This window comes from Klebsiella sp. R390, assembly GCF_051131745.1.
Classification (GTDB): domain Bacteria; phylum Pseudomonadota; class Gammaproteobacteria; order Enterobacterales; family Enterobacteriaceae; genus Klebsiella.
Window position 1 is genome coordinate 3,515,552 of sequence record NZ_CP180445.1, and the last position, 13,956, is coordinate 3,529,507.

13 protein-coding genes and 1 other RNA gene are annotated in these 13,956 nt (G+C 54.3%); 10 read left to right on the forward strand and 4 right to left on the reverse strand.

Annotated elements, in window-relative coordinates; genetic code table 11:
- The first annotated feature begins 8 nt into the window (after positions 1–8).
- The 7 genes from tkt (at position 9) to ACMYSP_RS16495 (ending at position 8,608) form a co-directional block, all read left to right on the forward strand.
- Positions 9–2,000, forward strand: coding sequence for a transketolase (gene tkt / locus ACMYSP_RS16465; RefSeq protein WP_123756533.1), 1,992 nt, complete (start codon positions 9–11; stop codon positions 1,998–2,000).
- 330 nt (positions 2,001–2,330) lie between these two features.
- Complete coding sequence (gene epd / locus ACMYSP_RS16470) at positions 2,331–3,350, forward strand: erythrose-4-phosphate dehydrogenase (RefSeq protein WP_123756534.1); 1,020 nt, start codon at positions 2,331–2,333, stop codon at positions 3,348–3,350.
- Positions 3,351–3,427: 77 nt separating this feature from the next.
- Positions 3,428–4,591, forward strand: coding sequence for a phosphoglycerate kinase (gene pgk / locus ACMYSP_RS16475; RefSeq protein ID WP_434583136.1), 1,164 nt, complete (start codon positions 3,428–3,430; stop codon positions 4,589–4,591).
- Positions 4,592–4,786: 195 nt separating this feature from the next.
- A complete protein-coding gene (gene fbaA, locus ACMYSP_RS16480) occupies positions 4,787–5,866 on the forward strand; it encodes a class II fructose-bisphosphate aldolase (RefSeq protein WP_123756536.1) in 1,080 nt (359 codons plus the stop codon).
- A 186-nt stretch (positions 5,867–6,052) separates the two neighbouring features.
- Complete coding sequence (gene mscS / locus ACMYSP_RS16485; RefSeq protein ID WP_434583137.1) at positions 6,053–6,910, forward strand: small-conductance mechanosensitive channel MscS; 858 nt, start codon at positions 6,053–6,055, stop codon at positions 6,908–6,910.
- A 211-nt stretch (positions 6,911–7,121) separates the two neighbouring features.
- Positions 7,122–7,757: an arginine exporter ArgO gene (gene argO / locus ACMYSP_RS16490; RefSeq protein ID WP_434583138.1), complete on the forward strand. Its 636-nt coding sequence runs from the start codon at positions 7,122–7,124 to the stop codon at positions 7,755–7,757.
- Positions 7,758–7,849: 92 nt separating this feature from the next.
- Positions 7,850–8,608, forward strand: a complete 759-nt coding sequence (locus ACMYSP_RS16495) for an oxidative stress defense protein (RefSeq protein WP_434583139.1) — start codon at positions 7,850–7,852, stop codon at positions 8,606–8,608.
- A gap of 52 nt (positions 8,609–8,660) precedes the next feature.
- Here ACMYSP_RS16495 and argP read toward each other — a convergent pair whose 3' ends face one another.
- Entirely contained in the window at positions 8,661–9,554 is an 894-nt protein-coding gene (gene argP, locus ACMYSP_RS16500) for a DNA-binding transcriptional regulator ArgP (protein WP_434583140.1), read from the reverse strand.
- Positions 9,555–9,721: 167 nt separating this feature from the next.
- Here argP and rpiA point away from each other — a divergent pair, with 167 nt between their 5' ends.
- The 3 genes from rpiA to ACMYSP_RS16515 all read left to right on the forward strand — a co-directional run bounded on the left by rpiA (position 9,722) and on the right by ACMYSP_RS16515 (position 12,536).
- Positions 9,722–10,381 (forward strand): ribose-5-phosphate isomerase RpiA, encoded by a 660-nt coding sequence (gene rpiA / locus ACMYSP_RS16505; protein ID WP_123756541.1) that lies wholly within the window; start codon positions 9,722–9,724, stop codon positions 10,379–10,381.
- Between the two features lie 269 nt (positions 10,382–10,650).
- A complete protein-coding gene (serA, locus tag ACMYSP_RS16510) occupies positions 10,651–11,883 on the forward strand; it encodes a phosphoglycerate dehydrogenase (protein ID WP_123756542.1) in 1,233 nt (410 codons plus the stop codon).
- Positions 11,884–11,924: 41 nt separating this feature from the next.
- On the forward strand, positions 11,925–12,536 hold the full coding sequence (locus ACMYSP_RS16515) for a DUF2238 domain-containing protein (RefSeq protein WP_434583141.1): 612 nt from the start codon (positions 11,925–11,927) through the stop codon (positions 12,534–12,536).
- Position 12,537: 1 nt separating this feature from the next.
- On the opposite strand, the gene ACMYSP_RS16520 is transcribed toward ACMYSP_RS16515, so the two are convergent.
- The 3 genes from ACMYSP_RS16520 to zapA all read right to left on the reverse strand — a co-directional run bounded on the left by ACMYSP_RS16520 (position 12,538) and on the right by zapA (position 13,819).
- Complete coding sequence (locus tag ACMYSP_RS16520; protein WP_434583142.1) at positions 12,538–13,137, reverse strand: 5-formyltetrahydrofolate cyclo-ligase; 600 nt, start codon at positions 13,135–13,137, stop codon at positions 12,538–12,540.
- A gap of 127 nt (positions 13,138–13,264) precedes the next feature.
- A non-coding RNA gene (ssrS, locus tag ACMYSP_RS16525) (6S RNA) lies at positions 13,265–13,448 on the reverse strand.
- Positions 13,449–13,489: 41 nt separating this feature from the next.
- The gene (gene zapA, locus ACMYSP_RS16530) at positions 13,490–13,819 is read right to left on the reverse strand and encodes a cell division protein ZapA (RefSeq protein WP_041147162.1); all 330 of its coding nucleotides are present in this window, start codon (positions 13,817–13,819) and stop codon (positions 13,490–13,492) included.
- Positions 13,820–13,956: the final 137 nt, after the last annotated feature.

Here is a 13,956-nt window from a genome sequence, read left to right on the forward strand (position 1 = left end):
GAGTCAAAATGTCCTCACGTAAAGAGCTTGCTAACGCTATTCGTGCGCTGAGCATGGATGCTGTACAGAAAGCCAAATCCGGCCACCCGGGTGCCCCGATGGGTATGGCTGACATTGCCGAAGTCCTGTGGCGTGATTTCCTGAACCATAACCCACAGAATCCGTCCTGGGCCGATCGTGACCGCTTCGTGCTGTCCAATGGCCATGGCTCCATGCTGATCTACAGCCTGTTGCACCTCACCGGTTACGACCTGCCGATCGAAGAGCTGAAAAACTTCCGTCAGCTGCACTCTAAAACCCCGGGTCACCCGGAAGTGGGCTACACCGCGGGTGTCGAAACCACCACCGGTCCGCTGGGTCAGGGTATTGCTAACGCCGTAGGTATGGCTATCGCAGAAAAAACGCTGGCGGCGCAGTTCAACCGTCCGGGCCACGACATCGTTGACCACTTCACCTACGCCTTTATGGGCGATGGCTGCATGATGGAAGGGATCTCTCACGAGGTTTGCTCCCTGGCCGGTACCCTGAAACTGGGTAAACTGGTGGCGTTCTATGACGACAACGGTATCTCCATCGACGGTCACGTTGAAGGCTGGTTCACCGACGATACGGCAAAACGCTTTGAAGCCTACGGCTGGCACGTTGTGCGTGGCGTAGACGGTCACGATGCCGATGCCATCAAACGCGCAGTTGAAGAAGCGCGTGCGGTCACTGACAAACCGTCCCTGCTGATGTGCAAAACCATCATCGGTTTCGGTTCCCCGAACAAAGCCGGTACTCACGACTCCCACGGCGCACCGCTGGGCGACGCAGAAATTGCGCTGACCCGTGACGCGCTGGGCTGGCATCACCCGGCCTTTGAAATCCCGTCTGACATCTATGCGCAGTGGGATGCGAAAGAAGCCGGCCAGGCTAAAGAAGCCTCCTGGAACGAGAAGTTCGCAGCGTATGCGAAAGCCTTCCCGCAGGAAGCCGCTGAATTCACCCGCCGTATGAAAGGTGACATGCCGTCTGACTTCGATGCGAAAGCCAATGAATTTATCGCTAAACTGCAGGCTAATCCGTCCAAGATTGCCAGCCGTAAAGCGTCTCAGAATGCGATTGAAGCGTTCGGCCCGCTGTTGCCAGAATTCCTCGGCGGTTCCGCTGACCTGGCACCCTCTAACCTGACTATCTGGTCTGGTTCGAAAGCGATTAACGAAGATACCGCCGGTAACTACATCCATTACGGCGTGCGCGAGTTCGGTATGACCGCGATCGCTAACGGTATCTCCCTGCACGGCGGTTTCCTGCCGTACACCTCGACCTTCCTGATGTTCGTCGAATATGCCCGTAACGCGGTGCGTATGGCGGCACTGATGAAGCAGCGTCAGGTGATGGTTTACACCCACGACTCTATCGGTCTGGGCGAAGATGGCCCGACTCACCAGCCGGTTGAGCAGGTTGCTTCCCTGCGCGTGACACCGAACATGTCCACCTGGCGTCCGTGTGACCAGGTTGAATCTGCGGTGGCGTGGAAATATGGCGTTGAGCGTCATGACGGCCCGACCGCACTGATCCTCTCTCGTCAGAACCTGGCACAGCAGGATCGTACCGAGCAGCAGCTGAAAGACATCGCTCGCGGTGGCTACGTGCTGAAAGATTGCGCAGGTCAGCCTGAGCTTATCTTCATCGCGACCGGTTCTGAAGTTGAGCTGGCAGTGGCCGCCTGGGACAAGCTGACTGCCGAAGGCGTGAAGGCGCGCGTGGTTTCCATGCCGTCCACCGACGCATTCGACAAGCAGGATGCGGCTTACCGTGAATCCGTGCTGCCGAAAGCCGTTTCTGCACGCGTGGCTATCGAAGCGGGCATTGCTGACTACTGGTTCAAATACGTTGGCCTGAACGGCGCTATCGTTGGCATGACCACCTTCGGTGAGTCTGCGCCGGCAGAGCTGCTGTTCGAAGAGTTTGGCTTCACCGTGGAAAACGTGGTCGCTAAAGCGAAAGCACTGCTGTAGTCGTCTGCTTCCCGGTTATCCGGGGGCTAACGTCAGAAAAAACCGGGAATTTTCCCGGTTTTTTTTTATCTTCGTTATTCCCAAAAGCTGTCTGACGATGGCATATTATTCCAACAAAAATGTGACGAATGTCAGATAACTCACTTCTTCCACTGGACAGCCATTCCTTTTATTCCTTGTTTCGCTTATTCTAGCTGAAGCGTTTCAGTCGTATAAATGTTCGACAATTAATCAATCAGTCGCAGTTTGCGACGGGTAAGGTTTCCCTTAAGGCGCGGCTGGATTACTCTGTCAGCCATCTCAAATCAGGGACAATCTTGCAGGAGACCTATGACCATACGCATCGCGATTAATGGCTTCGGTCGCATAGGACGCAACGTGGTTCGCGCGCTATACGAATCCGGGCGTCGTGCGGAAATTACCGTGGTGGCTATCAACGAACTGGCGGACGCCGCAGGCATCGCGCATTTGTTGAAATATGACACCAGCCATGGGCGCTTTGCCTGGGATGTTCGCCAGGAGCGAGAGCAGTTGTTTGTCGGCGATGATGCCATCCGCCTGCTGCACGAACCTTCGATTGCGGCGCTGCCCTGGCAGGAACTGGCGGTTGATATCGTTCTGGATTGTACCGGCGTGTATGGCAGCCGTGAACATGGCGAAGCCCATCTTCAGGCTGGGGCAAAGAAAGTGCTCTTTTCCCATCCCGGTGCCAGCGATCTCGACGCGACCGTGGTATTTGGCGTGAACCATGAAGAGCTACGTGCCGAGCACCGTATTGTCTCTAACGCCTCCTGCACCACCAACTGCATTATCCCGGTCATAAAGCTGTTAGATGATGCCTACGGCATAGAGTCAGGAACGGTCACGACAATTCACTCCGCGATGCACGATCAGCAGGTGATCGACGCTTATCATCCGGACCTGCGGCGTACGCGTGCGGCAAGCCAGTCGATCATTCCGGTTGATACCAAATTGTCCGCGGGGATTACGCGAATTTTCCCGCAGTTTAATGACCGTTTTGAGGCGATTGCCGTCCGCGTTCCGACGATTAATGTGACGGCGATCGACCTGAGCGTCACGGTGAGAAATCCCGTAAAAGCCAGTGAAGTCAACCAGTTGTTGCAAAAAGCAGCACAAGGTGCATTTCATGGTATAGTTGACTATACGGAATTGCCGTTGGTCTCGATAGATTTTAACCACGACCCGCACAGCGCCATCGTTGATGGCACGCAAACCCGGGTAAGTGGTGCCCATCTGATCAAAACACTGGTCTGGTGCGATAATGAATGGGGCTTTGCTAACCGGATGCTCGACACGACGTTAGCGATGGCCGTTATTGGTTTCAGGTGAGACATCCCTGCGCAAAATCGTTCGCGATCGCGCGTATGGCGTCTGCAAAACTTTAAGAATCATTGAGAGGATTCACCATGTCTGTAATTAAGATGACCGATCTGGATCTGGCTGGTAAACGCGTTTTCATCCGTGCCGATCTGAACGTACCAGTTAAAGACGGGAAAGTAACCAGCGACGCGCGTATCCGTGCTTCTCTGCCGACCATTGAGCTGGCTCTGAAACAGGGTGCTAAAGTGATGGTCACTTCTCACCTGGGTCGTCCGACCGAAGGCGAGTACAACGAAGAATTCTCTCTGCTGCCGGTTGTTAATTACCTGAAAGACAAACTGTCTAACCCGGTACGTCTGGTTAAAGATTACCTGGATGGCGTTGAAGTTGCCGCGGGTGAACTGGTGGTTCTGGAAAACGTTCGCTTTAACAAAGGCGAGAAGAAAGACGACGAAGCTCTGTCCAAAAAATACGCGGCACTGTGTGACGTGTTCGTGATGGATGCATTCGGTACTGCACACCGTGCGCAGGCGTCTACCCACGGTATCGGTAAATTCGCCGACGTCGCTTGTGCAGGCCCGCTGCTGGCTGCTGAGCTTGATGCGCTGGGTAAAGCCCTGAAAGAACCTGCTCGCCCGATGGTTGCTATCGTTGGTGGTTCTAAAGTTTCTACCAAACTGACCGTGCTGGACTCCCTGTCCAAAATCGCTGACCAGCTGATCGTGGGCGGCGGTATCGCTAACACCTTCGTTGCAGCCCAGGGCCACAACGTCGGTAAATCCCTGTATGAAGCAGACCTGGTTGATGAAGCTAAGCGCCTGCTGACCACCTGTGATATCCCGGTCCCGACAGACGTTCGCGTGGCAACTGAGTTCTCTGAAACCGCCACCGCAACCCTGAAATCTGTTAACGACATCAAAGATGAAGAGCAGATTCTGGACCTGGGCGACGTTTCTGCACAGAAACTGGCTGATATCCTGAAAAACGCTAAAACTATTCTGTGGAATGGTCCGGTTGGCGTATTCGAATTCCCGAACTTCCGTAAAGGTACCGAAATCGTGGCTAACGCGATTGCTGACAGCGAAGGTTTCTCCATCGCAGGCGGCGGCGACACCCTGGCAGCGATTGACCTGTTCGGTATTTCGGACAAAATCTCCTACATCTCCACCGGCGGCGGCGCATTCCTCGAATTCGTGGAAGGCAAAGTACTGCCAGCTGTAGCGATGCTTGAAGAGCGCGCTAAGAAGTAAGTTTGATCAGGCGGGACATTCCCGCCTGTTTTACAAATAAAATTCAATTTGTTGCTCTAAATCGTTAGTGTTGCCGGAAGCGGGCAACAGCGCGCACGTCGGGGACGGACGTCACCGGGGAACGCGAGGTCAGCCTGAGGACTGCCACACGAATGATGGCGAGCATAAACGGCCGAAGATACAGGACTACGTAACATGTCTAAAATTTTTGATTTCGTAAAACCTGGCGTGATCACTGGTGATGACGTTCAGAAAGTGTTCCAGGTAGCTAAAGAAAATAACTTTGCTCTGCCAGCGGTTAACTGTGTGGGTACTGACTCCATCAACGCCGTTCTGGAAGCAGCTGCAAAAGCTAAATCTCCGGTTATCGTTCAGTTCTCTAACGGCGGCGCTGCGTTCATCGCAGGTAAAGGCGTGAAAACTGACGTTCCGCAGGGCGCTGCAATCCTGGGTGCTATCTCTGGCGCACATCACGTTCACCAGATGGCTGAACATTACGGCGTGCCGGTTATTCTGCATACCGACCACTGTGCGAAGAAACTGCTGCCGTGGATCGACGGCCTGCTGGACGCGGGTGAAAAACACTACGCTGCTACCGGCAAACCGCTGTTCTCTTCTCATATGATCGACCTGTCTGAAGAGACTCTGCACGAAAACATCGAAATCTGCTCTAAATATCTGGCGCGCATGGCCAAAATGGACATGACTCTGGAAATCGAACTGGGTTGCACCGGTGGCGAAGAAGACGGCGTGGACAACAGCCACATGGACGCTTCTGCACTGTACACTCAGCCGGAAGACGTTGATTACGCGTACACTGAACTGAGCAAAATCAGCCCGCGTTTCACCATCGCTGCTTCCTTCGGTAACGTACACGGCGTGTACAAGCCGGGTAACGTAGTTCTGACCCCGACTATCCTGCGCGATTCTCAGGAATATGTTTCTAAGAAACATAACCTGCCGCACAACAGCCTGAACTTCGTCTTCCACGGCGGTTCCGGTTCTTCTGCTCAGGAAATCAAAGATTCCGTCAGCTACGGCGTTATCAAAATGAACATCGATACCGATACCCAATGGGCAACCTGGGACGGTATCCTGCAGTACTACAAAACCAACGAAGCTTACCTGCAGGGCCAGCTGGGCAACCCGAAAGGCGAAGACCAGCCGAACAAGAAATACTACGATCCGCGCGTCTGGCTGCGCGCTGCACAGGCGTCCATGGTGACTCGTCTGGAGCAGGCCTTTAAAGAACTGAACGCGATCGACGTTCTGTAAGAACATTCTGTTTCTTGCCCAAAAGCCCGCACTATTGCGGGCTTTTTTACGTCTGAACCCAGTGATTGGTCGCGGAAAATTGTGATCAACTTGGCAAAATATGCCCTTATTGTTTACCCTTAGTTAACCTGATGACTGCAGGTTTGGTTATTTATTTCCCCTATGGGTATTCATAAGGAATGTTAAATGGAAGATTTGAACGTTGGCGATAGCCTACACAACGCCAGCTCGTGGCTGGTGAGCAATCAGGAACTGCTGCTGAGCTATGCCGTCAATATCGTCGCTGCCATCGCGATTATCATTGTCGGGATGATCGTGGCACGAGTGGTATCGAACACGGTTAACCGCCTGATGCTGGCGCGTAAGATTGATGCGACCGTTGCCGATTTTCTGTCTGCGCTTGTGCGCTATGCCGTTATCGCTTTTACCTTGATTGCCGCTCTGGGCCGCGTTGGCGTGCAGACGGCGTCGGTGATCGCCGTCCTCGGTGCCGCTGGTCTGGCCGTGGGTCTGGCGCTGCAAGGTTCCTTGTCTAACCTCGCCGCAGGCGTGCTGCTGGTGATGTTCCGTCCGTTCCGCGCGGGGGAGTATGTTGATCTCGGTGGCATTGCCGGTACCGTGTTGAACGTGCAGATTTTCTCTACCACAATGCGCACGGTTGACGGCAAAATTGTGGTGATCCCGAACGGCAAAATTATCGCCGGCAATATCATTAACTTTTCCCGCGAGCCGGTGCGTCGTAACGAATTCATCATCGGCGTGTCCTACGATGCCGACATTGATAAGGTGAAGCAACTGCTCACCAATATCATCGAATCGGAAGATCGTATCCTTAAGGACCGCGAAATGACCGTGCGCCTGCATGAACTGGGGGCATCCTCAGTGAACTACATCGTGCGTGTCTGGAGTCAGAGCAGCGACCTGCAAAGTGTTTACTGGGACGTGCTGGAGCGTATTAAGCGTGATTTTGACGCCAACGGCATCAGCTTCCCGTACCCGCAAATGGATGTTCATGTGGTGCGTCAGCAGGAGAAAGCGGAGTAATTCGCCGCTGATATGCCAGGCCTGACCGTTTGTGATCGGTTAGCTTGACTAACTAAAGGCTGGTATAAAAAGGGTTCATGTTATTCATGAGCCCTTTTTTAATAGCATCATCATTAGTTATATTTATTAATGATTAAAATTATCAATTTCCTCTAATGATTTTTACGCGTTATATTCCTCTGCATTAACGACCTTATCGGAAAAGAACACCATGTTATCGTATTACTTTCAGGGGCTTGCCCTGGGGGCGGCTATGATTTTGCCGCTTGGCCCGCAAAACGCCTTTGTGATGAATCAGGGCATTCGTCGGCAGTATCATGTGATGATCGCGCTGCTGTGCGCGGTCAGCGATCTGCTGCTGATTTGTGCCGGTATTTTTGGCGGCAGTGCATTGCTGATGCAGTCGCCGTGGCTGCTGGCGCTGGTGACCTGGGGCGGCGTGGCGTTCCTGTTGTGGTATGGTTTCGGCGCATTGAAAACGGCGATGAGCAACAATCTGGAACTGGCCAGCGCGGAAGTGATGAAGCAGGGGCGCTGGAAAATTATTGTCACCATGCTGGCGGTGACGTGGCTGAACCCGCATGTCTATCTCGACACCTTTGTGGTGCTGGGGAGCCTGGGCGGGCAGCTTGCCGTAGAGCCGAAACGCTGGTTTGCCTTAGGGACGATTAGCGCCTCCTTTATCTGGTTCTTAAGCCTGGCGCTGTTAGCGGCATGGCTGGCACCACGCTTACGTACCGCACGCGCGCAACGAATCATCAACGTGCTGGTCGGCGTCGTGATGTGGTTTATCGCCTTTCAACTGGCAAAAGAAGGGCTGGTGCATCTCCAGGCGTTAGTTAACTAAGTGTTGTCCGATGGACTTTCGTCGCGTACGCGTTAAGCTTGCAGACATGCGCCCGTAGATGGGCGACTCATGTGTAAGATGGAGAAACGACAGTGAAGTTAAAACTCATGGCCCTGGCGGCAGCAATCGGATTCAGCGCAATGGCAGTGCAGGCAAATGAATTGCCGAATGGACCGCACATTGTCACTTCAGGCACCGCCAGCGTGGCGGCGGTTCCGGATATCGCCACTCTGGCGATCGAAGTTAACGTCGCAGCGAAAGACGCGGCCTCGGCGAAAAAACAGGCCGACGATCGCGTGGCGCAGTATCTCTCTTTCCTGGAAAAGAACGGCATCGCTAAAAAAGATATCAACTCTGCGAATTTGCGCACCCAGCCGGATTATGACTACCAGAACGGCAAAAGTATTCTGAAAGGCTACCGTGCAGTGCGCAGCGTTGAAGTGACGTTGCGTCAGCTGGATAAGCTGAATGGGCTGCTGGATGGCGCACTGAAAGCGGGTCTGAATGAAGTTCGCTCCGTCTCCTTAGGCGTTGCGCAACCGGATGCTTACAAAGATAAAGCCCGTAAAGCCGCGATTGATGACGCTGTGCATCAGGCGCAAGAGCTGGCATCAGGCTTCCATAGCAAGCTGGGGCCGATCTATAGCGTTCGCTATCATGTCTCGAACTATCAGCCGAGCCCGATGGTGCGCATGATGAAGGCTGCTGATGCGGCGCCGGTCTCCGCCCAGGAAACCTATGAGCAGGCGACGATTCAGTTTGACGATCAGGTTGATGTGGTGTTTGAACTGCAGCCGGCTCAGGCCGCAGCGCCAGCAGCTCCGGCGAAGACGCCTGAAACCGCACAGTAAGCCATACATTAAAAAGCCACTTCTCTGAAGTGGCTTTTTTTATGCGCGCCGTTTAGTCCTGACGCAATACCTTGTGGCCGTAATCGATTAGTGCATCGGTCACCCGACGCATCATCCGGCTCTCCGGCGCAAAACGGTGCCAGTAGAGCATTCGACGCTGAAACAGCCCCGGCGTTAAATCGATCAGCTCGCCGCTGTTAAGCTCTTTTTCAATCTGCAGATGCGGGATCATACAGCAGGTCGTGCCCTGGCGGGCGAGTTGTACAAAGGCTTCTGACGAGTTGACGATATGGCACGGGACGCTGCCCGGCGGCAAATCGAAGTTCTGCTGCAGGAACGCCTGGTGCATATCATCCAGATGATCGAAGGCGACAACCGGCGCTTTCAATAGCGCTGAGCGGGTGACGCCATTCGGGAAATAGCGTTGCGCAAACTGTTTTGACGCGACAAACAGGTAGTCCAGCGCGCCCAGTTGATCCACCAGGCAGCTTGGCAGAGCCTGTGGCTGAATACTCACCGCGCCGACCACTTCGCCACGACGTAGCCGCTCCTGGGTGCGGGTCTCATCCTCGACCTGCAGGTTGAGGCGAATAGGGGAATCGGAAAGGACACTCGACAGCGCCGGCAGCAGCCAGGTTGCCAGGCTGTCGGCGTTAACGGCCAGCGACAGCAGCAGCGGCGTTGAACCGGTCTGCTCATCGCCCAGCCACTCTTCTTCCAGTAGCTCAACCTGGCGCAGCAGGGCCAGCAGTTTTTGTCCCTGCTCGGTGGGACGCGGCGGGACCGTACGGACCAGCAGCGGCTGCCCGAACATATTTTCCAGCTGTTTTATACGCTGAGAGACGGCGGACTGTGTAATGCATAGCTTCTGCGCGGCGCGCTCAAACCCACGTTCTCTAATCACCGCATCCAGCGCTTGTAGTGTTCTGTAGTCCGGTCGTTTCATTGCTCAGGCGTACCCCCATAACTTTTCGTTAACTTGCACTATGACATAAATTTGTTTTTGATGAAGACGAAAAATGGTCTGCTCAGTTGTGTGAGCCTGCCACAGGGACAATGCCCCCCGTGGTGTTCTATAATGCGCCACAGGTATTCACATCTCGGACCATAATCATGACGCAAGATGAACTGAAAAAAGCAGTAGGCTGGGCGGCATTGCAATATGTACAACCGGGCACCATCGTGGGTGTCGGTACGGGCTCCACGGCGGCACATTTTATTGATGCGCTGGGCACCATGAAAGGGCAGATTGAAGGTGCGGTATCCAGCTCTGATGCCTCTACTGAAAAACTGAAAAGCCTTGGTATTCCGGTTTTCGATCTCAACAGCGTGGACCGTCTGGGGATTTACGTCGACGGCGCCGATGAGATTAACGGCCATATGCAGATGATTAAGGGCGGTGGCGCGGCGTTAACCCGCGAGAAGATTATCGCGTCGGTGGCAGACAAATTTATCTGTATTGCAGACGCCTCCAAGCAGGTGGATATTCTGGGGACCTTCCCGCTGCCGGTTGAAGTGATTCCGATGGCGCGCAGCGCCGTCGCGCGTGAGCTGGTGAAGCTGGGCGGTCGTCCGGAGTACCGTCAGGGTGTGATCACGGATAACGGCAATGTCATTCTGGACGTATTCGGCCTGGAGATACTTGACGCTATCGCCCTGGAAAATGCCATTAACGGTATTCCAGGCGTCGTTACCGTCGGGCTGTTCGCCAACCGTGGGGCTGATGTGGCACTGATCGGTACCGCCGATGGCGTGAAAACCATCGTAAAATAATATTATTGAGGGAGTGAATCTGCTCCCTCGCAAATATTTTTTCTCCTGGCTGAATTTGGTGACTTCTGTCACATTTATGCAACCGGCCTCAGTAACAATCTACCTTTTGTTCTCTTTCTGGTGTTTTGTCCTGTCATTTCCCTCTGAGTGATATTTCTTCAGGTCGCCTACGCAAACGTTCATATTGCCGCGATAGTTTTTTTTGATATGTTGCTGGGAAGAACTTTCGTTCCGCACGACATCAGATAAGACAAATACAGGACGGGGAAATGGCTAAGGTATCACTGGAAAAAGACAAGATTAAGTTTCTGCTGGTTGAAGGAGTACACCAAAAAGCGGTGGAAAACCTTCGTGCAGCAGGCTACACCAATATCGAATTTCACAAAGGTGCGCTGGACAGCGAAGAGCTGAAAGCGTCGATCCGTGATGCCCATTTCATCGGCCTGCGTTCCCGTACTCATCTGACTGAAGAGATCTTCGCCGCGGCGGAAAAACTGGTGGCGGTCGGCTGCTTCTGTATCGGCACCAACCAGGTTGATCTGGACGCGGCAGCAAAACGCGGGATCCCGGTATTCAACGCGCCGTTCTCCAACACCCGTTCCGTTGCCGAGCTGGTCATTGGCGAACTGCTGCTGATGCTGCGTGGCGTGCCGGAAGCTAACGCCAAGGCCCACCGCGGCGTGTGGAACAAGCTGGCCGTTGGCAGCTTCGAAGCGCGTGGTAAAAAGCTGGGGATTATTGGTTACGGCCATATCGGTACCCAGTTGGGTATTCTGGCTGAGTCGCTGGGGATGCACGTCTATTTCTATGATATTGAAAGCAAACTGCCGCTGGGTAATGCTACTCAGGTACAGCATCTCTCCGACCTGCTGAACATGAGCGATGTAGTGAGCCTGCATGTGCCGGAAAATGCCTCCACCAAAAATATGATGGGCGCGGAAGAACTGGCGCTGATGAAACCAGGTGCGCTGCTGATTAACGCCTCACGCGGCACCGTGGTAGATATCCCGGCACTGTGCGATGCGCTTTCACGTAAGCATCTGGCTGGCGCGGCAATTGACGTATTCCCGACCGAACCGGCAACCAACAGCGATCCGTTCACCTCCCCACTGTGCGAGTTTGATAACGTGATCCTGACACCGCACATTGGCGGCTCGACGCAGGAAGCGCAGGAGAACATCGGCCTGGAAGTGGCGGGCAAGCTGGCGAAGTATTCTGACAACGGTTCAACTCTCTCTGCGGTCAACTTCCCAGAGGTTTCTTTGCCGTTGCACGGCGGCCGTCGTTTGCTGCACATTCACGAAAACCGTCCAGGCGTGCTGACCGCAATCAACCAGATCTTTGCCGCTCAAAGCATCAACATTGCGGCACAGTATCTGCAAACCACGCCGCAGATGGGCTACGTGGTTATCGACATTGAAGCGGAAGAAGATGTGGCGCAACACGCGCTGCAGGCGATGAAGGCCATTCCGGGCACCATCCGCGCGCGTCTGCTGTTCTGATTAACCGTTGAAAAGGATCCCTGCGGGGATCCCTTTAATTTATGCATACTTCTCAGTTGAATGTGGGCGCCTTTCTCCTGCTGCTGATCCTGGCATGGACGGGGTTTGGCACGCACGACAGTCTGACCTGGCTGATGGAAGTCACGCCGGTGATTATCATCGTGCCGTTACTGCTGGCGACACGATCGCGTTACCCTCTCACGCCGCTCCTGTATACGCTTATCTTCTTTCACGCCATTATTTTGATGGTGGGGGGGATGTACACCTATGCAAAAGTGCCGATCGGTTTTGATGTGCAGGCGTGGCTGAATTTGAGCCGCAACCCGTACGACAAGCTTGGCCACTTTTTCCAGGGGCTGGTGCCAGCGCTGGCGGCGCGGGAGATTCTGATCCGTGGCGGCTACGTCCGCGGGCGCAAGATGCTGTCGTTCCTGGTGTGTTGTATCGCGCTGGCGATCAGCGCCACCTATGAGTTGATTGAATGGTGGGCAGCGCTGGCGATGGGGCAGGGGGCGGATGATTTTCTCGGCACCCAGGGTGACCCGTGGGACACCCAGTCAGATATGTTCTGTGCGTTGCTGGGGGCGCTGACAACCGTCTTCTTGCTGCACGGCTGGCATGACCGTCAGCTGAAAAAGCCCGGCAACCTATAGTTTACGGCCACTGCCACAGCGTCGAGGGGGTAATCACCGCCGGTAGCGGAATATCCCAGTGCGCTGTTGGCAGTGCGTCTACCTGCTGGCAATCGTGGGCGTAGCCAACGGGTTGCAGATGATACGCCTGCCAGTTCTGTAATGTGCGGTCGTAGAAGCCGCCTCCCATTCCTAACCGCTGTCCGGCGGTATCAAAGGCAACCAGCGGAACCATCAGCACGTCGAGCTGGCTCAGCGGCAGGACATCGCGCACATCAAGTTTAGGCTCGTCGATTTTTAGCCGGTTTCTGACCAGTTCGCTGTGCGGATGATAGTGCAGAAACAGCAGGTTTCCCGGGCTAAAAGGGTGGAGTACCGGAAGATAGACTCGCTTGCCGGCGCGCCACAGCAGGTCGATCAGCGGTCGGGTATCGAGCTCGCCATCAAAAGATAAAAACAGCGCGACGTTTTGCGCCAGAACCACGGGCGGGTAGGACATCATGCGCTCGGCGCCCTGCAGGGCAAACTGGGCCTGTTGTTCGGGCGTCAACGCGCGGCGACGCTGGCGAATGTGTTGACGGATCTGCTGTCGGGTTGCTTGCGTGTCGGAAAGTTGGGTCATGTTAAGCCACCTGCGTTGGCACGAGCGTAGTATGCGCGAATGGCCAGGGATGCGTGTTGGCGTAGTGTAATACACAAGGTGATAAAAACCGAAGATGACGCAACCAGGGGAACGAACAGAAAAGAAGGGAATCTCCGAGATGCCGCCGCAGGCTGTAACCCTTGAACCCTTGGTTCAAGGTGAATGCGTCGTCACAGTTTTAAGGCTTCTCGGACGGACCGAGCATGCTCACCAACCGTGGAGCGCCACATTCTTGTGGTATGAAATATCGGCTCAGGGGACTGGCCCGCTTGCAAACATCTCAGAGAAATTTTGTTCTGGTACTTACTCTAACACAGTTAATTGCAAAGTGTTATTCAAACTTGGGCCCGGTTCTTTCGCTTATGCGACCTTGCTCAAGCAATGCTTGTTCGATGGTCTGCTGAAGCATCCGAATACGCTGTTCCATACTGGAGGCGTAATCGCGGGTTTTCGCTTTTTCCTGAGTCAACTCATAGCTGATGTTCAACGCGGCGATGAAGACCAGCTGCTCAGTATTTGTGACTCTAGTGCGTTCTTTTAAATCTTGCAACCGCTGATTCAGGTCATCAGCTGCCTGACTCAAAGCATCCCTTTGTTCAGGCGGGCAATTCACACGAAGTGAACGGCCAAAAATTTGGAGATCGACGGGTTGTGCAGACATGCCACCTTCCTGCTGATTGACTGCGCGGCCTTCACGCCCGTGCCGGGCTGCGAAGGGGCGACACTATAGCTACCCTGGTGCGAAGGTACAAGCCCCATTCTGGTTCACCAGGGTCCAAAGTGGTAGCATACCATGAA